13 protein-coding genes are annotated in these 18073 nt (G+C 72.3%); 11 read left to right on the top strand and 2 right to left on the bottom strand.

Annotated elements, in window-relative coordinates; translation table 11 throughout:
• The first annotated feature begins 159 nt into the window (after positions 1–159).
• From OG403_RS19305 to OG403_RS19290, 4 genes are all read left to right on the top strand, one after another.
• A complete protein-coding gene (locus OG403_RS19305; RefSeq protein ID WP_329566071.1) occupies positions 160–843 on the top strand; it encodes a PadR family transcriptional regulator in 684 nt (227 codons plus the stop codon).
• 135 nt (positions 844–978) lie between these two features.
• Positions 979–2061 carry an inositol-3-phosphate synthase gene (locus tag OG403_RS19300; protein WP_329566069.1) on the top strand — a complete coding sequence of 361 codons (1083 nt, stop codon included), beginning with the start codon at positions 979–981 and terminating at the stop codon, positions 2059–2061.
• A 195-nt stretch (positions 2062–2256) separates the two neighbouring features.
• Positions 2257–3570 carry an MFS transporter gene (locus OG403_RS19295; RefSeq protein ID WP_329566066.1) on the top strand — a complete coding sequence of 438 codons (1314 nt, stop codon included), beginning with the start codon at positions 2257–2259 and terminating at the stop codon, positions 3568–3570.
• A gap of 351 nt (positions 3571–3921) precedes the next feature.
• Positions 3922–4902, top strand: coding sequence for an LppU/SCO3897 family protein (locus OG403_RS19290; RefSeq protein ID WP_329566064.1), 981 nt, complete (start codon positions 3922–3924; stop codon positions 4900–4902).
• 67 nt (positions 4903–4969) lie between these two features.
• On the opposite strand, the gene OG403_RS19285 is transcribed toward OG403_RS19290, so the two are convergent.
• Positions 4970–6418 (bottom strand): CCA tRNA nucleotidyltransferase, encoded by a 1449-nt coding sequence (locus tag OG403_RS19285; protein WP_442911077.1) that lies wholly within the window; start codon positions 6416–6418, stop codon positions 4970–4972.
• Positions 6419–6747: 329 nt separating this feature from the next.
• Here OG403_RS19285 and OG403_RS19280 point away from each other — a divergent pair, with 329 nt between their 5' ends.
• The 7 genes from OG403_RS19280 to trxA all read left to right on the top strand — a co-directional run bounded on the left by OG403_RS19280 (position 6748) and on the right by trxA (position 17197).
• Complete coding sequence (locus tag OG403_RS19280) at positions 6748–9111, top strand: DUF6049 family protein (protein ID WP_329566062.1); 2364 nt, start codon at positions 6748–6750, stop codon at positions 9109–9111.
• Between the two features lie 165 nt (positions 9112–9276).
• The gene (murJ, locus tag OG403_RS19275) at positions 9277–11613 is read left to right on the top strand and encodes a murein biosynthesis integral membrane protein MurJ (RefSeq protein WP_329566061.1); all 2337 of its coding nucleotides are present in this window, start codon (positions 9277–9279) and stop codon (positions 11611–11613) included.
• Positions 11614–11819: 206 nt separating this feature from the next.
• Positions 11820–13793 carry a protein kinase family protein gene (locus OG403_RS19270; protein WP_329566059.1) on the top strand — a complete coding sequence of 658 codons (1974 nt, stop codon included), beginning with the start codon at positions 11820–11822 and terminating at the stop codon, positions 13791–13793.
• A gap of 80 nt (positions 13794–13873) precedes the next feature.
• Positions 13874–14647 carry an RNA polymerase sigma factor SigM gene (gene sigM, locus OG403_RS19265; protein ID WP_329566057.1) on the top strand — a complete coding sequence of 258 codons (774 nt, stop codon included), beginning with the start codon at positions 13874–13876 and terminating at the stop codon, positions 14645–14647.
• The gene (locus OG403_RS19260; RefSeq protein ID WP_329566055.1) at positions 14644–15615 is read left to right on the top strand and encodes a zf-HC2 domain-containing protein; all 972 of its coding nucleotides are present in this window, start codon (positions 14644–14646) and stop codon (positions 15613–15615) included. Before sigM ends, OG403_RS19260 begins: the two co-directional genes overlap by 4 nt.
• A 158-nt stretch (positions 15616–15773) precedes the next feature.
• Complete coding sequence (trxB, locus tag OG403_RS19255) at positions 15774–16745, top strand: thioredoxin-disulfide reductase (RefSeq protein ID WP_329566053.1); 972 nt, start codon at positions 15774–15776, stop codon at positions 16743–16745.
• Positions 16746–16855: 110 nt separating this feature from the next.
• Entirely contained in the window at positions 16856–17197 is a 342-nt protein-coding gene (trxA, locus tag OG403_RS19250; protein WP_329566051.1) for a thioredoxin, read from the top strand.
• 98 nt (positions 17198–17295) lie between these two features.
• On the opposite strand, the gene OG403_RS19245 is transcribed toward trxA, so the two are convergent.
• Positions 17296–17913 (bottom strand): GNAT family N-acetyltransferase, encoded by a 618-nt coding sequence (locus OG403_RS19245; protein ID WP_329566049.1) that lies wholly within the window; start codon positions 17911–17913, stop codon positions 17296–17298.
• Positions 17914–18073 lie beyond the last annotated feature (160 nt).

Here is an 18073-nt window from a genome sequence, read left to right as displayed (position 1 = left end):
ACGGACATCCAGGACTCTTGTGATCACATTCACCCGTGCCCCTCTTGCCCCAATCGTGACCCAGGCCTATCGTTCTCGATATATCGAGTCGATACATCGCAGCGGCATAGCCCACGGCGAAGTACTGGCCAGGAGCTCGTCGAAGGGAGGCCGGACAGCGTGAGCAGGCGCTCAGGAGTGCTGGAGTTCGCCGTTCTCGGCCTCCTGCACGACGCTCCGATGCACGGCTATGAGCTGCGCAAACGCCTCAACGTGCTGCTCGGCTCGTTCCGCGCGTTCTCCTACGGCACGCTCTACCCCTGCCTGAAGAGCCTGGTCGCCCAGGGCTTCCTGGTCGAGGACAACCCGGACACCGCGTATGTCCCGGCCACCGCGCTGAACGGCAAGCGGTCGAAGATCGTCTACCGGCTCTCCCCGGAGGGCAAGGAGCGCTTCGAGGAGCTGCTGGCCGACTCCGGCCCGGACGCCTGGGAGGACGAGCACTTCGGCGTGCACTTCGCCTTCTTCGGGCAGACCGACCGGGCCGTGCGGATGCGCGTCCTGGAGGGTCGCCGCAGCAGGCTGGAGGAGCGGCTGGAGCGGATGCGCAGCTCGATCGCGCGCACCCGTGAGCGGTTCGACGACTACACGCTCGAACTGCAGCGGCACGGCTTGGAGTCGGTGGAGCGCGAGGTCCGCTGGCTGAACGAGCTGATCGAGACCGAGCGGGCCAACCGCACCGGGCGCGCCGCCGCCCCGCCGGGCAGAACCCCGGCACCACAGTCTTCGGACGGCCGTGGCGACGAGAGCGGATCCCCCGATCCGCTCCGGCCACCGCACGACCGCCCGGGGCGCTCCGACTAGGAGTGCCGCCGCCGCGTCTGCGTGTGCCACGCGGCGGAAGTGGGCGCAGTGCGCCCGTCGATGAGTCAGATGAAGAAGCAGGACGAGGGCCGCCGGTCTCCGGTGGGCCTCACGAGATCACAGGGAGCAACCGGAATGGGTTCGGTTCGCGTAGCCATCGTCGGCGTGGGTAACTGCGCCGCGTCGCTGGTGCAGGGTGTCGAGTACTACAAGGACGCCGACCCGGCCGGCAAGGTCCCCGGGCTTATGCACGTGCAGTTCGGCGAGTACCACGTCAGTGACGTGGAGTTCGTCGCGGCGTTCGACGTCGACGCCAAGAAGGTCGGCCAGGACCTCGCACACGCCATCGGCGCCAGCGAGAACAACACCATCAAGATCTGCGACGTGCCGCCGACCGGCGTCACCGTGCAGCGTGGCCACACCCTCGACGGCCTCGGCAAGTACTACCGGGAGACCATCGAGGAGTCCGACGAGACTCCGGCCGACGTGGTGCAGGTCCTGAAGGACCGCCAGGTCGACGTCCTGGTCTGCTACCTGCCGGTGGGTTCCGAGGCCGCTGCCAAGTTCTACGCGCAGTGCGCCATCGACGCCAAGGTCGCCTTCGTGAACGCCCTGCCGGTGTTCATCGCGGGCACCAAGGAGTGGGCGGACAAGTTCACCGAGGCCGGCGTGCCGATCGTCGGTGACGACATCAAGTCCCAGGTGGGCGCCACCATCACGCACCGCGTGATGGCCAAGCTCTTCGAGGACCGCGGTGTCATCCTCGAGCGCACCATGCAGCTGAACGTCGGCGGCAACATGGACTTCAAGAACATGCTCGAGCGCGAGCGCCTGGAGTCCAAGAAGATCTCGAAGACGCAGGCCGTCACCTCGCAGATCCGGGACCGCGACATGGGCGCCAAGAACGTCCACATCGGCCCGTCCGACTACGTCGCCTGGCTCGACGACCGCAAGTGGGCCTACGTCCGCCTCGAGGGCCGCGCCTTCGGTGACGTTCCGCTGAACCTGGAGTACAAGCTCGAGGTCTGGGACTCCCCGAACTCGGCCGGCGTCATCATCGACGCGGTGCGCGCCGCGAAGATCGCCAAGGACCGCGGCATCGGTGGCCCGATCCTGTCGGCGTCGTCGTACTTCATGAAGTCCCCGCCGGTGCAGTACTTCGACGACGAGGCCAAGGAGAACGTCGAGAAGTTCATCCGCGGTGAGGTCGAGCGCTGAGCGCAGCGAGGTTCGCGACTGTTCAACGCTGAGCGCTGAGCGCAGCACTCCGATCGACTAGCTGCTCCGCAGCGGGTCGCGACTGTTCAGCACTGAGCGCTGAGCGCTCGACGCTGAAAGCCGGCTGAGCCGGCGTCATGATGATGGCCGATGTTTCACGTGAAACATCGGCCATCGTCATGACACCCTGAGCTGATGGCGATCACCAGAAGGCCGGCCCCGATCCGCAGCTCCCAGTCCGCTGACCGGGCCACGCTCCGCGCGCTGCTGGGCACCCGGGACTTCCGGCGGCTGCTGACCGTCCGGCTGGTCTCCCAGCTCTCCGACGGGGTCTTCCAGGTCTCGCTGGCCTCCTACGTGATCTTCTCCCCGGAGCGCCAGGCCACCCCCGCCGACATCGCCTCGATGCTGGCGGTCCTGCTGCTGCCGTTCTCGGTGGTCGGCCCGTTCGCCGGTGTGCTGCTCGACCGCTGGCGCCGCCGTCAGGTGCTCTACCTGGGCAACCTGGCCCGCTTCGGCCTGGGCCTGGCGACCGCCGCGCTGCTGCTCGGGCGGGCGCCCGAGTGGCTCTTCTTCGCCTCCGCGCTGCTGGTCACCGCGCTCAACCGGTTCATCCTGGCGGGCCTGTCGGCCGCGCTGCCCCGGGTCGTCGAGCCCGCCCAGCTGGTCACGGCCAACGCGCTCTCCCCCACCGCCGGGACCATCGCAGCCGCCTGCGGTGGCGGCGTCGGGTTCCTGGTCCACCAGGTGCTGCCGCCCGGACCAAGCGCGGACGCCGCCCTGGTCACCGTGGCCGCCGCGCTCTACCTCGCCGCCTCGCTGGCGGCGCGCCGGATGGCTCCGGATCTGCTCGGTCCCGAGCACCACCCGGACCGCCCCGACCTGCGGGCCGCGCTCGGCCGGGCCGGCCACGCACTGGTCGAGGGGCTCCGCCACCTGGTCAAGGAGAGCCGGCCCGCCCTGCACGCGCTCGCAGCGGTCACCGCGGCGCGGTTCTGCTACGGCGTGCTGATCGTCACCGTGCTGATGCTCTCCCGGTACACCTTCAACAACCCCGCCGACAGCCAGGCGGGACTGGCCACCCTCGGCACCGCACTCGGCCTCTCGGCGGTCGGCTTCTTCCTGGCCGCGGTCGTCAGCCCCTGGTTCACCCGGCGGCTCGGACTCACCGGCTGGATGGTCGCCTGCCTCGGCTCGGCCGCCGTCTTCGTCCCGGGGTTGGGGCTCTTCTTCACCGCCGGACCCGCGATGGCCGCCGCGCTGCTGCTCGGCGTGGTCACCCAGGGCACCAAGATCTGTGCCGACACGATCGTGCAGAACGCGGTCGAGGACGACTACCGGGGCCGCGTCTTCGCGCTCTACGACGTGCTCTTCAACGTCGCCTTCGTGGCGGCGGCCGGGGTCACCGCACTGGTGCTGCCGCTGAACGGTCGTTCCGCGGGCGTGGTGCTCGGGGTCGCCGCGGTGTACGGGCTCAGCGCCGCGCTGTACGCCCGCCGGCCCGCGTGAGCGGGCGCTGGTGACCGCGACGGCGTGAATCGCTAGGGTACGTCCGCACCATCGCGTCACAGAACCACTCCACTCCGTTCCCTTTCTGTCGCCCCTTGGCCGTCGTGCCGCGCTCGGAGAGCCGTCGTGAGCAGTCCGAACCAGCCACCGAACCCGTACACCCCACCGGTGCCTCCGGCGGAGCCCTCCGACCGCCCGCCGATGCCCACGCTGCCGCCGCCGGTTTTCCCCACCCAGGCCGCACCGGTGACCGACGCGGCGCCCGCTGCCGAGGCACCGCCGGCCCCTGAGGCACCGCCCGTCCCTGAGGCAGCACCAACAGCCGAGGCCGTAGCACCGCAAGCCCCGCCGATGCCGGCGACACCGCCGCCCGCCCCCGCCCAGGCACCCAGCCCGGCCCAGCCGCAGGACACCGCGCCGAACCCGTACGCCCCCGGCCCGTACCCTCCCAACCCGTACGCCCAGCCCGCCGACGCCGCCTTTGCCCAGCCCGGCTCTGCCCAGCCCGGATACGCCCAAGCCGGATACGCCCAGCCCGGGTACGCCTATGACTACGGTTACGGCTACCCGCCGGTGCCGCCGGCCTGCCGGGTCTGCGGCGGCATGCCGGCCGCGGACGTCACGGTGTACGGGCACCAGGGCCTGATCGTGCTGATGCGCTTCCTGCGACAGCCGGGCCCCTACTGCCAGGTCTGCGGCACGGCGACGGTCCGTCAGCTCTCCCAGTACACCCTGCTGCGCGGCTGGTGGGCCTACCTCTCACCGCTCTTCACGTTGATCGCCCTGCTGCGCACCCGGTCCGCCTATCAGAAGATCCGTCAGCTTCCGCCGCCCGCCCCCGGCACCCACGGCCCGCAGCTCGATCCCGGCACCCCGCTCACCAAGCGCGGCGCGATCTGGATGCTGCTGGTGCCCCTCGTCTCGGTGGTGGCCTCGATCACGGTGCTGGCCCTGGTGCTGGTCGGCCTCGCCAACTCCGACGGCACCGACAACGTGGTCGGCACCTCGGTGCTCAACGCCAACGGCGGCGACTGCCTGCGGGACGCCAACGGCGCGGCGATCCAGAACCAGACCAACCCGGACGTCACCGTCGTGCCGTGCGGCGACACGCACGCCCAGTACCGCGTGCTCGGCCGGGTCGCCAGCCTGGACAACCCCGCCGACGCCTGCTCCGTCTACCCGGCCGCCACGACCTACTACGCGCACCCGAACGCCGGCGACAGTTTCGTCCTGTGCCTGGCACCCAACACACCGGGCAACGCGCCGAGCAGCACCCCTGACGACACCTCGGGCGACGGCAGTTCGGCAGACCCGGCCGGCTCCAGCGTCTGATCCGAGCAGGCCCATCGGCCCGTTGCCGGGCGCGCGGTCCGCGCGCCCGGCAACGGGCCGAACGCCGTCAGGCGCCGTCCTGCTCCGCCGCCCACCACTGCCTGAGGGCTGCCACCGCCGCCTCGTGCTCCATCGGGCCGTGCTCCAGGCGCAGCTCCAGCAGGTGCTTGTAGGCCTTGCCCACCACTGGGCCGGGCTTCAGCTCGAGCAGTTCCATGATCTGGTTGCCGTCCAGCTCGGGGCGGATGGAGTCCAGCTCCTCCCGCTCCTTGAGCTCGGCGATCCGCACCTCCAGGCCGTCGTAGGTGCGCGAGAGGGTGACGGCCTTCTTCTTGTTGCGGGTGGTGCAGTCGGAGCGGGTCAGCTTGTGCAGGCGCTCCAGCAGCGGCCCGGCGTCGGTCACGTAGCGGCGCACCGCGGAGTCGGTCCACTCGCCGCCGCCGTAGCCGTGGAACCGCAGGTGCAGCTCGACCAGCCGCGAGACGTCGTCGATCAGTTCCTTGGAGTACTTCAGCTCCCGCATCCGCTTGCGGGTCATCTTCGCGCCGACCATCTCGTGGTGGTGGAAGGAGACCCGTCCGTCCGACTCGAAGCGGCGGGTGCGCGGCTTGCCGATGTCGTGCAGCAGCGCGGCCAGCCGCAGCGTCAGGTCCGGGCCGTCCTGCTCCAGGGCGATGGCCTGCTCCAGCACGGTGAGCGAGTGCTCGTAGACGTCCTTGTGCCGGTGGTGCTCGTCCTCCTCGAGCTGCAGGGCGGGCAGCTCGGGCAGCACCTGGCCGGCCAGCCCGGTCTCCACCAGCAGCCGCAGGCCCTTCACCGGGTGCTTGGCGAGCAGCAGCTTGTTCAGTTCGGCCTGGACGCGCTCGGCCGAGACGATGGAGATCCGCTCCGCCATCGCGGTCATCGCCGCGACCACCTCGGGCGCGGGCTCGAAGTCGAGCTGGGCGGCGAAGCGGGCGGCGCGCATCATCCGCAGCGGGTCGTCGGAGAAGGACTCCTCGGGGGTCGCGGGGGTGCGCAGCACCCGGGCCTCCAGGTCCTCCAGACCGTGGTGCGGGTCGACGAAGCCGCGTCCCGGCAGGTCCACGGCCATCGCGTTCACCGTGAAGTCGCGCCGGACCAGGTCCTGCCCGATGGTGTCGCCGTAGGTCACCTCGGGCTTGCGCGAGGTGCGGTCGTAGGCCTCGCTGCGGTAGGTGGTGATCTCGATCAGGAAGCTGCCATCGGCGGTGTCCTTGCGGGCACCGACGGTGCCGAAGGCGATGCCCACGTCCCAGACCGCGTCGGCCCAGCCCCGGACCAGCTTGAGGACCTGCTGAGGGCGCGCGTCGGTGGTGAAGTCCAGATCGTTGCCGAGCCGGCCGAGCAGCGCGTCCCGTACCGAACCCCCGACCAGGGCCAGCCGGAAGCCGGCCTCCTGGAACCGCCGGGCGATCTCGTCCGCGACCGGGGAGACCCGGAGCAGCTCCTGCAGGCCCAGCGTCTGGGCCTCGCTCAGGCCTGGCAGCGCACTGATCGGGTCGGCGGGAGCGGGGCGGGCGGCGGTGGATTCATCGTCGTTGGACACGGCACACAAGGGTACGTGCCCCGTCGCTCCGCAGCTCACGGCTTTTCCCGGCCGCACCGGGCGCCCGGTCACCGGCCTCCATTGTCCGGCCCGCAACACTGCGGACCCGGCAGCGTCGTTACCATGCCGGTGGGACCGATGGTCCGCAGCGGGCGCGAGCCCGACGCCGCGTGTCGTCGCGGTGCTGCGGACCGGGGCGATGACGACCGCGGATCAGGACGGCGAGGACGAAGCGCGTGGGCGAGCCAGTACGGCACACCGGAAGTCCAGGCGCGGCTGTGCCGCCCGCCAGGCGGCTGACCAAGGCGCTGCGGTCCTCCCTGCTGCTCACCGGCGCGCTGGCGCTGCTCGGCACCGTCGGCGTCGCGCCGGCCGCCGCGGCCGGCGGCCCCATGGCCGAGTTCGCCACCTCCTCCTCCGACTCCCCGGTCACGGTCACCATCTCCGCCGTCCAGCAGCCCGGTGCGGCCACCGGCGACCCCCTGAACATCAGCGGCACCGTCACCAACACCAGCACCAGCACGCTCACGAACGCGCAGCTGGGCTTGGCGCTGGGCGCGGGCAAGCAGCCGCTGCTCGGTCGCAGCGCGATCAGCGACCTGTCCGCCCATACCCCGAGCAACGGCGACGGCCAGCAACTGTCCGCCCCCGTCACCACGGTGGGCGACCTGGCGCCGGGGGCCAGCGTCCCGTTCACCCTGCCGCAGGTGGCGCAGAGCGACCTCAAGCTGCCTCGGCCCGGCGTCTACGAGCTGGCGGTGGAGGTCGACGCCGGCAGTTCGGACGACTCGACACCGCACCAGGTCGGCATCGCCCGCACCCTGCTGCCGTACTCCCCGAGCGGCACCACGGACTCCGACCCCAGCCAGGTCGCCACCCTCTGGCCGCTCACCCACGCCCCCGAGCTGGTCGCCCAGACCATGCCGGACGCCGACCAGACCCCGGTCCTGCGCGACGACAACCTGGCCACCGAGCTGAAGCCGGACGGGCGGCTGGGCCAGCTGCTCTCCCTCGGCAAGAGCATCCCGTCGCTGACCTGGGTGATCGACCCGGATCTGCTGGACGCGGTGTACGCGATGACCAAGCCGTACCGGGTCCAGCTGCCCGGTCCCCCCGGCACCCCGGCGCGGGACGACACCACCACCGCCGGCACCGGGCGGGCGGTCGCCACACAGTGGTTGGCGGACCTGCGCGATGCCGTCACCAAGTCCGGCGACGAGGTGGTCGCGCTGCCGTACGGCGACCCCGACCTGGCCTCGATCGCGCACAACGGCGGCAATCTGCCCGCGCTGAACACCGCCCTCAGCAAGGCCCAGCAAGCCGGCCAGCTGACCGTGGAGGGCCGGCTCTCGCTGGACCACCCGCAGGACGACGTCGCCTGGCCCTACCAGGGCTACCTGGACCAGCAGACCGCCCAGGTCGCCCAGCAGCTGGGCGCCTCGCGGGTGGTGGTGAACAGCTCGAGCGTGACCGATCCGCGCTCCCTGAACTACACCCCGAGCGCCGCGCGACCGCTGCCGAACGGACTGACGGCGGTGGTCGCCGACAGCACCATCGCGGACCTGCTGCAGTCCTACAACCCGAGCGCGCCGGGGGCGAAGGCGGCGATCGAGCAGCGGCTGCTCGCCGAGACCCTGGCGACCTCCCGGGAGCAGCCGCACACCTCGCGGACCCTGGTGGTGATGCCGCCGCGCAACCTGTCCGCCGACACCGCGCAGGTCCTCCAGGAGTCGCTGCTGAAGGCGCAGGGCCAGTGGGTCCGGATGACGACGCTGGACCAGGTGACCAGCGCCCCCGCCGACCCGGCCACCGACGGCACCGTGATCGCCCCCGCCGACAACTACCCCGGTGCACTGCGCGGCGCCGAACTGCCGATCAGCGGCTTCCAGGAGGTCGCCAGCACCCAGAACGGGATGGACCAGCTGCTGCGGATCCTCACCCTGCAGAACCGGGTCAGCAGCCCGTTCAGCGCCGCCATACTCCGCTCGGTCTCCACCTCCTGGCGCGGCGCCGAGCCGGCTGGCAGCAGCTACCGCCAGGACGTCCAGAACTACCTGACGCAGCTGACCGGCGCGGTCTTCATCCCGAAGAAGAGCAGCAAGATCACGCTTGCGGGTGATGAGGGGCTGATCCAGGTCAGCGTCCGCAACGAGCTCACGCAGCCGGTGACCAACCTGGAACTGCGGCTCACCTCGAGCCAGCCGACCCGGCTGAACGTCAGCAAGCAGCAGGACATAGTGCTGAGCGCCGGCCAGAGCACCTCGCTCAAGTTCCTCGCCCAGGCCAAGGGCAACGGGCCGGTGCAGATGACCGCCCAGCTGTACACCACCGGACCCGACGCGCAGCGCTACGGCCCCGAGGTGACGTTCACCGTCGAGGTCAGCCAAGTGACCAGCGGGGTCTGGTGGGTGGTCGGGGCCGGCGGCGCGCTGGTGCTGCTCGCCGGACTGCGGTTCTTCCTGCAGCGCCGCAAGCGCAGTGGCGAGCCCGACGAGGACCCGGACGCACCGCTGATCGACCCCGACGCGCCCGAGGGCACCGATGGGGCCGCAACGGCGGACGGCGAGGCCGCCCCCCTGGGGACGGATCCGTACGAACCGGACGGCCAGGCGCCCACCGAAGGGGCTGCGGCGCACCCCTAGCGCTCGGGCGTCGAAAGCCGGAATCGGGTCTGCGGTGATGAGACAGTAGGTCTCGGTGAGACGGCCGGATCCGACCAGCGATGAGGTGGCATGACCGAGCGGAGCAAGGCGGTCCCCCCTGCCGGGCCGCAGGGGAAGGACTCGCGAAACGGCGAGGAGCGCCCCGTGGCGGCAACCGCCGGCCCGGCGGGTGACGAGTCCGACTGGTACCTCGCCGAGACCTTCGCGCGTGACCCGTTCGCCGCCGACCCGTACGCCACCGAGGCCGGGCCCGGTCCCTACGACCAGGAGAGCGACCCGGCACCGGTCGACGCCGGGACCGGCGCCGCCGCCGATGCCGGGAGCAGCGCCCAGCAGGCCCCGCCGCCGCAGCGCGAGCACGGCGAGCCGCTGGTCGAACCGGTGGTCCCCGCCTCCCGCTGGATCCGCCCGACCGCCGAACCCGAGCCGGCCGGTGCCCCGTCCCGCGGTGGCACCGGGGTCGGCGGCTCGGGTACTCACAGCGGTCACAGCGGTCACAGCGCCGTCGCCGAGGCGCCGGAGCGGCCGTTCGTGCCGGTGATCGAGTTCGACCCGCCGCTGAGCGCCGAAGAGGTCGGCCTGCGGGCCGCCGCGGTCGGCGAGCCGGCCCTCGCCGCGACCACCGAACCGACCGCTGAACCGGCCGCTGAGCCCCCCGCCGCGCCGGAACCCGAAGCGACACCGCCCGGCAGGCCGTCCGAGACCGGCACTCCGGTCACCGAGCCCGGCGCACCGGACCGGCCCGGCACACCCGGCGACCCGACCGAATCCGCCGACCCGGCCGAACCGACCGACCCGACGGAGGTCGCCGACCCCGCCGAGCCCGCCGTCTCCCGCGGCAAGGTCACCGGCCTGGTGAACTCCAGCGCGATCATGGCGGCCGGCACCCTGGTCTCCCGGGCCACCGGCTTCCTGCGCACCATGGTGATCGCCGCCGCCATCGGCGTCGGCACCATGGGCGACTCCTACTCGGCCGCCAACACCCTGCCCACCCTGCTCTACATCCTGATCGGCGGCGGCGCGCTGAACGCGGTCTTCGTCCCGCAGCTGGTCCGCAGCATGAAGCAGGACGAGGACGGCGGCACCGCCTACGCCAACCGGCTGCTCACCCTGGTGATGACCGGACTGGCCGGTGTGGTCTTCGTGGCCGTGCTGGCCGCCCCGCTGCTGGTCCAGCTGATCTCGCACTCGCTGATGAGCACGCCGACCAGCGCCGACACCACGGTGGCTCTGGCGCGCTACTGCCTGCCGACCATCTTCTTCATGGGCGTGCACGTGGTGATGGGGCAGATCCTCAACGCACGCGGCCGGTTCGGCGCCATGATGTGGACCCCGGTACTCAACAACGTCGTGGTGATCTTCACCTTCTCGATGTACCTGTGGGTCTTCGGCACCTTCCAGCACAGCCGGGTCACCCCCGAGAGCGTCAGTCCCGAGGGCCTGCGGCTGCTCGGCATCGGGACCCTGCTGGGCCTGGCCGTCCAGGCGCTGGCGATGATCCCCTACCTGCGGGCCGCCGACTTCCACTTCCGGCCGCGCTTCGACTGGCGCGGGCACGGGCTGGGCAAGGCTGCCCGGCTGGCCAAGTGGACCTTCCTCTTCGTGCTGGCCAACCAGGCCGGCTATCTGGTGGTCACTCAGCTGGCCACCGCGGCCGGGGGCAAGGCCGCCACGGCCGGCTACCTCGGGGTGGGCCTGGCGGCCTACTCCAACGCGCTGCTGATCTGGCAGCTGCCGATGGCGGTGATCACCGTCTCGGTGATGAGCGCGGTGCTGCCCCGGCTCTCCCGTGCCGCGGCCGACGGCGACGCCGCCGCGGTGCGCGACGACCTCTCCTACGGGCTGCGCACCTCGGCGGTGGCGATCGTCCCCGCCGCCTTCCTCTTCCTCGCGCTGGGCCCGCAGATCGGCGGCGCCATCTACGGCCTGGGCAACGGCGGCAGCGCCGCGCACGGCACCACCGCGGTCGGCTTCATGCTCTCCGCCTTTGCGCTGGGCCTGATCCCCTACTCGGTGCAGTACGTGCTGCTGCGCGGCTTCTACGCCTACGAGGACACCCGCACCCCGTTCTCCAACACCGTCTGGGTCGCCGCCGCCCAGGCCGCCGCCGCGCTGCTCTGCTTCCTGCTGCTGCCCGCGCAGTGGGCGGTCACCGGGATGGCGCTCGGCTACGGCGCCTCCTACCTGGTGGGGGTGGGGGTGGCCCTGCCGAAGCTCAAGCAGCGGATCGGCGGACTGGACACCGGCCGGATCGCCAAGACCTACGCCCGCCTGGCGATCGCCTGCGTGCCGGCCGCGCTGGTCGGCTTCCTGGTCGCCACGGTGCTCGGCGGGCTGCTGGGCGGCTGGCTGGGCAGCGTGCTCGCGGTACTGTTCGGCGGAGCCGGGCAACTGGCTGTCTTCCTCACGCTGGCCCGACGGATGCGGATCGAGGAACTCAACGCGATGATCGGCATGGTCCGTACCCGACTGGGCCGCTGACCACGGATCAGTTTGTCCACCTACCGAACCCTTCAGGGTCCGCCGGAACCAGATGGCCCCGTCCGCGGTCGTACTCGGGCGGGAAGAGTGGGCACAATTGTCTCGGACGACTTGGTCTGCAGACCCGGGTCTTCGCTTGCCCGCCCTCCGAGAGGCGGGCGGGCGGGGATGCCGCACCGGGCGCTACAAGGGGAGGCAGGACGACGGTGGCTGATCGCACCAAGGATCGCACCAAGGCAGTCGTCGAGCGTTCGACCGCCAAAGCAGCGGTCGAGACCCCGAGCGAGGTGTCCGGTGAGATCACCGCGCCGCTCTCCGCCGCCGAGCTCGCCGCCGAGTTGGCCGGTGGCACCGCTGCCACCCCGAGCGGCCCCGACGCCGAACTGACCGCCACGCAGGTGCTGCCGGTGCCCGCCGAGGCCGAGGCGGGGACCGGGCCAACCGCCGAGGCCGACCGGTCCCACGAGGCTGCCGGCGCCGCCCCGGAGGCGGAGATCGCCTCCTGCGGTGACAGCGAAGACGACGCCGAAGTGGACACCGAGGAAGACACCACCGAGGACGACACCGAGGAAGACACCGAGGACGGCACCGATGCGCCGCCCGAGCGGCTGCCCGTCCCGGAGCGCCACAGCGGCGACCGGATCGCGGACCGCTACCGGCTGGAGGAGTGCATCTCCCGCTCGGAGGCGTTCAGCAGCTGGCGTGCCGTGGACGAGAAGCTGCGCCGCGCGGTGGGCGTCCACCTGCTGGCGGCCGGCAGCCGGCAGGCCGAGAACGTGCTGGCCGCCGCCCGCGCGGCGGCGCTGCTCGGCGACCCGCGCTTCGTTCAGGTACTGGACGCCGTCCAGGAGGGCGAGCTGGTCTACGTGATCCGGGAGTGGCTGCCCGACGCCACCGACCTGGCCACCCTGCTCGGCTCGGGCCCGATGGCGCCCTACGACGCCTATCAGCTGGCCCGCCAGGTCACCGACGCGATCGCCGCCGCCCACCAGGCCGGTCGCTCCCACCTGCGGCTGACGCCGCGCTGCGTGCTGCGCACCGATACCGGCCAGTACCGGATCAACGGGGTGGCCGTCGACGCGGCACTGCGCGGACTGCCCGAGCAGGACGCCGAGCTGACGGACACCCGGGCGATCGGCACCCTGCTGTACGCCGCGCTGACCCACCGCTGGCCGCAGCCCGAGGGCCGCTACGACCTGGAGGGCGTGCCCGAGGAGGCCGACCCGGTCCCGCCGGCCCGGCTGCGGGCCGACGTGCACCCGGGCCTGGCCGACCTCGCGGTGCGCGCACTGGGCGACCAGCGGGCACCGATCACCTCACCGGCCGCGCTGGCCAAGGAGATCGCGCTGCTGCCGCGGATCCGCCAGCCCGAGTCGGCCCCGGCCGCCCTGGACCGCACCACTCCCCGCTACCCGGCACCGGCCCAGAGCAGCGCCCGCACCCAGGTACTGCGCCCGGTGCCGCCCGGCGGCGGCCACCGCCCCGCCCCCGCCCCGGCCCCCGTTCCCGGCCCCGGTCCGTCGATGCCCATGCCCGCGCCGCGCCCGCACCCGCGCCCGCGCAGCCGGGCCCGGCGGGTGGCGAACTGGACGGTCTCGGTGCTGCTGCTGGCCGCGATCGGCTACGGCTCCTGGGAGTTGGCCGGGCAACTCGGCAACAGCGGCGACAGGCAGGCGCTGGGCGGCTCCGGCGTCAGCAGCGCGCCCTCGGCCAGCAGCCTCCCGTCGGCCAAGCCCACCCAGCTGGCGATCAGCAACATCCAGTCCTTCAACCCCGCCGGTACCGGGCCGATGCACCCGAACCTGATCTCCCAGATCAACAGCGGCAACCCCAACGCCGCTTGGCAGACCGACGGCTACTTCCAGGACCTGACCGCCCTGGGCCACGGCACCGGCCTGCTGGTCGACCTCGGCTCGGCCAAGCCGGTCAGCTCGGTCGAGGTGCAGTTCATCGGCAGCACCACCGCCGAACTGCGGGTCCCCGCCGCGTCCGGCGGCGCCACCCCGACCCAGCTCAGCGACTTCGGGCAGCCGCTCGCCACGGCCACCGGCGAGGATGCCCAGTTCCAGCTGAAGTCCCCGGTCTCCTCCCGCTACCTCTTGATCTGGCTGACCAGCCTCCCCAAGGATGGGAGCGGCAGTTACCGAGGCCAGGTGACCACGATCAAGGTCACCGGCTGACCCCAGCAGCGGACCGTCAGGCGGCACGGCTGCGGGACCCACCAGCCGACCGCACCGAGCGGCACCCGAGGGGCAGGCAGATGGCAGGACCGGCACGACCAGAGCCGCCCGAGGCCGGCGAGGCGAGCGACGCGGAGTTGCTCGCCCGGCACGTGTCCGGCGACCAGGCGGCCTTCGGCCTGCTGGTGCGGCGTCACCGCGACCGCCTCTGGGCGGTCGCCGTGCGCACCCTCGGAGACCGCGAGGAGGCGGCCGACGCACTGCAGGACGCGCTGGTCTCGGCGCTGCGCGCCGCGCACACCTTCCAGGGCCGTGCGGCCGTCACCACCTGGCTGCACCGGATCGTGGTCAACGCCTGCCTGGACCGGGCCCGGCGAGCCGGGAGCAGGCGGACCGGCTCGCTCGACGAGGAGCCGGGCCGGCTCGACTCCCTGGTCCCGGCGGCCGAGCCGGCCGAGTCCCTGGTGCTCCGCCAGGAGCTGCGCCGCGAGCTCGGTGCCGCGCTGGCCGAGCTGCCGGCCGAGCAGCGGGCCGCACTGGTCCTGGTCGACATGCAGGGCTACCCGGTGGCCGAGGCCGCCGAGTTGCTGGGCGTGCCGGTCGGCACGGTGAAGAGCCGCTGCGCCCGGGGCCGGGCCCGGCTGCTGCCGCTGGTACGTCACCTTCGACCGCAGGCCGGCGACGACCATGTTTCACGTGAAACACGGCCCGACCGGAAACCCGGCGGCGTTTCACGTGAAACACCGCCCGGCCCGAGAGCAGGGAACCCATCGGGCGCCGGTTCCGTCCCATCGCCGGCCACCCGCATCCCCACGCAGAATCCGAGCCTGGAAGGAGACGCGACGCCCCGATGACGAACCAGACACCCGAACCCGGCGAGTCGGCGCCGTCCGCGTCCCATCCGAGCGTCGACCAGCTCGCCGATCTGCAGGAGGAGTTGCTCGGCACCGCCGAGGCCGCGGAACTGCGCCGGCACCTGGCGCACTGCCCTGACTGCGCGGACACGCTGGCGGCCCTGGCCGAACTGACCGAGTTGCTCGCCGAGGAGGAGCCGCCGGCGATGCCCTCGGACGTCGCCCTGCGGATCGACGCCGCCCTGGCCGCGGCACTCGCCGAGCCTGCCGCTGCCACAGCTCCGGGCGCCGCCGCTGTCCCGGCCGCCGAGGCGTCGAACACGGCCGGCGCACCACCGCACCACCCCTCGACGGCACCCGGCGCGCCGCCGCGCCGGGCCGACCGGAGCACCGGGCCCGGCCGGGTCGGCCGAGTACCGCGTGGTCGGCGGCGCCGCAGCGCACTGCTGGCTGCCGCCGTCGCCTGCCTCGCGGTGCTCGGCCTGGGCACCGCCGCCCTGGTCTCCGGCCCCGGCAGCGGCTCGCAACGGCCGGCCGACACCTCCGTCGCAGCCGGTCAGCAGGACAACCCGGCCGCTGCCGTGCCGACCTCGCCCGCCGGCACCCCGTTCGGCCCCGCGTTCACCGCCACCGGCCTGCCCGGGCAGATCCGGCAGCTGCTGCCCGCCGCCCCCAGCGACCGTGGCACGCTGCCGCACGTCGGCGCCGAACAGGAGGGCCCGTCACCGGACAGCGTGCCGGCCGCACTGCCCAGCTGCGTCCAGGCCGCCGTCACCGGTCACCAGGGCCAGCAGCCGCTGCTGGTCACGCACGGCAGCTTCCGGTCCGCCCCGGTCGACGTCTATGTCTTCCGGGTCAGCGGCGATCCGACCGAGCTGGACGTCTTCCTGCTCACCCCCGGCTGCGCCACCGCCACGCCGGCCGGTACGGCCGACGTCCTGCTGCACGAGGAGGTGCCCGCCTCCTGATCGCCGGCCGGGCTCGGCGCCACAGCGAGCCGGCGGGTGGGCCCTGGTAGGTCGAGGCCCGGGAATGCGCGACACTGGTGAGTCGTTGTCCCGGGCGGCGGAGCAGGACCGCCACCCTCCCCGCCTGGCGCGGGTCGCGATGCGAACCAGGAGATTCAGTGAGCGACGTCCGTAACGTGATCATCATCGGTTCCGGCCCCGCCGGCTACACGGCGGCTCTGTACACCGCACGGGCTTCCCTCAAGCCACTGGTCTTCGAGGGTGCGGTCACCGCGGGTGGTGCCCTGATGAACACCACCGAGGTGGAGAACTTCCCCGGCTTCCGGGACGGCATCATGGGCCCCGAGCTGATGGACAGCATGCGGGCCCAGGCCGAGCGGTTCGGCGCCGAGCTGGTCCCCGACGACATCGTCGCGGTCGACCTCACCGGCGACATCAAGACCGTCACCGACTCCGAGGGCACCGTTCACCGGGCCCGCGCCGTGATCGTCACCACCGGCTCGCAGCACCGCAAGCTCGGCCTGCCCCGTGAGGACGCGCTCTCGGGCCGCGGCGTCTCCTGGTGCGCGACCTGCGACGGCTTCTTCTTCAAGGACCAGGACATCGCGGTGGTCGGCGGCGGCGACACCGCCCTGGAGGAGGCCACCTTCCTCTCCCGCTTCGCCAAGAGCGTCACCATCGTGCACCGGCGCAGCGAGCTGCGTGCGTCCAAGGCGATGCAGGAGCGGGCCTTCGCCGACCCGAAGATCAGCTTCGCCTGGGACAGCGCGGTCGAGGCCATCCACGGCGACCCGAAGCTGACCCACGTCACCCTGCGCGACACCACCACCGGCGAGCTGCGCGAGCTGCCGGTCACCGGCCTGTTCATCGCGATCGGCCACGACCCGCGCACCGAGCTCTTCACCGGCCAGCTGGAGCTGGACGCCGAGGGCTACCTCAAGGTGGACTCGCCCACCACCCGCACCAACATCCCCGGTGTCTTCGGCGCCGGTGACGTGGTCGACCACAGCTACCGCCAGGCGATCACCGCGGCCGGTACCGGCTGCTCCGCCGCACTGGACGCCGAGCGCTACCTGGCTCACCTGGCCGACGCGGCCGAGCAGGACGCCAAGGCCGCCGTCGCGGTCTGAGGCCCGCCCGTCTGAGGCCGCCCGGGAGGCGGCGAAACAGAATCCGCCTCCCCTTTGTTCTGAACCACGAAGCCCGAGCAGCACCCCCGAACGCGACCCTAGGAGTCCCCGTGGCCGGCGCCACCAAGACCGTGACCGACGCGACCTTCGACAGCGAGGTCCTCAAGAGCGACAAGCCCGTGCTGGTGGACTTCTGGGCCACCTGGTGCGGCCCGTGCAAGCAGGTCGCCCCCGTCCTGGAGGCCATCGCCGAGGAGTACGGCGACCAGCTGACCGTCGCCAAGATCGACGTGGACAACAACCAGGAAGTCGCCGCGCGGTACGGCGTCGTCTCCATCCCGACGCTGAACGTCTACGTCAACGGCGAGGTCGTCAAGAGCATCGTCGGTGCCAAGCCGAAGGCCGCGCTGCTGCGCGACCTGGCGGGCATCATCACGGTCGACCAGGGCTGAGCCCACGGCGGTACGGCGAAGGGGCGGGCCCGAGTGGGCCCGCCCCTTCGCCGTACCGCTTCGCCATGCGGTGAGCCGCCGAGCGGCGGGGCCGAGCCTCAGAACGGCCGGAGCACCGGCTCCTTGCGCCCCGCGCCGAGCAGCCGCTCCAGCGCCCCCTCCGCCCCGCCCTTCCAGGAGAGCGTGGCGCGCGCCTCCAGCCGCAGCCTGGGGAAGCGGTGGTGCGGCCGGACCGTCTTGAACCCCACCGCGCGCAGGTGGTCGGCCGGCAGCAGGCAGCTCGACTGCGCCCCGCCCACCGCGCCGAAGGCCTCGATCGCCCGGAACCCGCGCCCCAGCAGATCCTTGGCCACCTGCTGCACCAGCACCCGTCCGATGCCCTGCCCCTGAAACCCCGGCAGCACCCGACCGGTCATCAGCTGGACGGCGTCCGGCGAAACCGGACTGGTGGGGAAGGACTGCGAGCGCGGCACGTAGGCCGGCGGCGCGTAGAGCACGAAACCGGCCGGCTCCTGATCGACGTAGACCAGCCGCCCGCAGGATCCCCACTCGAGCAGCACCGCGGAGATCCACCCCTCCTTCTCCGCCTCCGCCTTGCCCTCGTCGACCGCCTGCCGACCACTCACCGGATCGAGCTCCCAGAAGACACAGGAGCGGCAGGACGCGGGCAGGTCCGCCAGGTTGTCCAGCGTCAGGGGGACGACCCTGCGACCCATGCGGCACACCTCCTCGTTCGGTTCCTCCCCTGGGGGCAGCGACCAACCGGAACGGCCGGACCCGGTCCCCCCAAGGACCCGTACAGACGCCGGTGGGTGCATGTTTCACGTGAAACAGAGTCACCGTGAAACATGCACCCACCGGTCCAGCGACATTCGA

This window comes from Kitasatospora sp. NBC_01266, from assembly GCF_036242395.1.
Lineage (GTDB): Bacteria > Actinomycetota > Actinomycetes > Streptomycetales > Streptomycetaceae > Kitasatospora.
The sequence above is the reverse complement of the archived record's forward strand: the minus strand, read 5'-3'. Positions and strand labels throughout refer to the sequence as shown.

Bases quoted from the DNA above. Each gene is read 5' to 3' on its own strand.
- OG403_RS19300 (WP_329566069.1), top strand. From the start codon at position 979: ATGGGTTCGGTTCGCGTAGCCATCGTCGGCGTGGGTAACTGCGCCGCG.
- OG403_RS19295 (WP_329566066.1), top strand. From the start codon at position 2,257: ATGGCGATCACCAGAAGGCCGGCCCCGATCCGCAGCTCCCAGTCCGCT.
- OG403_RS19290 (WP_329566064.1), top strand. From the start codon at position 3,922: ATGCCGGCGACACCGCCGCCCGCCCCCGCCCAGGCACCCAGCCCGGCC.
- sigM (WP_329566057.1), top strand. From the start codon at position 13,874: ATGGCAGGACCGGCACGACCAGAGCCGCCCGAGGCCGGCGAGGCGAGC.
- OG403_RS19260 (WP_329566055.1), top strand. From the start codon at position 14,644: ATGACGAACCAGACACCCGAACCCGGCGAGTCGGCGCCGTCCGCGTCC.
- OG403_RS19245 (WP_329566049.1), bottom strand. From the start codon at position 17,913: ATGGGTCGCAGGGTCGTCCCCCTGACGCTGGACAACCTGGCGGACCTG.